General features: G+C 38.5%; 1 pseudogene. It reads left to right on the top strand.

From position 1 onward, the window contains the following. Positions 1-74 precede the first annotated feature (74 nt). A pseudogene (locus tag PSF11_RS21165) lies at positions 75-1,133 on the top strand (IS3 family transposase); the annotation flags it as partial.

Raw genomic sequence — 1,133 nt, 5'->3', positions numbered from 1 at the left:
GTGCTATTGTCCACTCCCCCTAAAATAAGACAGCTATAATTAGAGTTTCTGCCCTAAAAATTGCAGAGGTCATGATGAAAAAAGCCCGTTTTACTGAAACTCAAATCGTTAATATTTTAAAGCTCGCTGATTCAGGGATGAAAGTGGAAGACATTTGTCGCCAAAATGGGATCAGTAACGCCACTTATTATAATTGGAAATCAAAATATGGTGGCATGGAAGCTAATGATGTTAAACGATTAAAAGAGCTTGAAGAGGAAAATGCGAAACTGAAAAAGCGCTTTGCGGAAGTCAGCCTTGAAAATCATGCGATGAAGGCGCTTTTTGCAAAAAAGGGTTGGTAGTGACTGAAAAGAAGTCCTGTGCACAATCATTAAAAGAGGCAGGTTTATCAGTCATTAAGGCTTGCAAACTAACTTCATTGCCCCGAGCTACTTTTTACCGTCAACCGTTAGATTGGCGTAAAAAAGACCAAGTGGTGATCGATGCCATACAATCTGTATTAGCGAAATCACCACAATCAGGATTTTGGAAATGCTATTTTCGGCTGCGATTTCAAGGCTATTCTTTTAATCATAAACGAGTTTATCGCGTTTATTGTCGATTAGGATTGAACTTGAAACGACGGGTTAAAAAGGTGCTTCCGAAGCGTGAAAAAAGACCATTAGTGATAGAAAAAGTCCCGAATATTCAATGGGCTTTGGATTTTGTACACGACAGTTTGTACTGTGGTAAACGCTTCAGAACCTTGAATATTATTGATGAGGGGACACGTGAGTGCCTGGCAATTGAAGTTGATACGTCATTGCCTGCTGAACGAGTCATTAGAGTACTAGAACGTTTGAAAATCGATAGAGGATTGCCGAAACAAATTCGAGTGGATAATGGGCCTGAACTTATTTCAGCTAATCTATTGAATTATTGTAAAAATAATCGAATTGATTTATGCCATATTCAACCCGGTAAACCTCAACAAAACGGTTTTATCGAACGATTTAATGGTTCATTTCGCGTGAATTTTTAAATGCCTATTTATTTGAATCATTAAGCCAAGTACGAGAGATGGTGTGGTTTTGGCAGCAAGATTACAATCTAAATCGAACCCACGAAAGTTTAAATAACCTCCCACCGGA

It is taken from the genome of Providencia sp. PROV119 (assembly GCF_028482435.1).
In the GTDB taxonomy this organism is placed as follows: domain Bacteria; phylum Pseudomonadota; class Gammaproteobacteria; order Enterobacterales; family Enterobacteriaceae; genus Providencia; species Providencia stuartii.
Note: the sequence above shows the minus strand (reverse complement) of the source record. Positions and strands in the feature narration are given on the sequence as shown.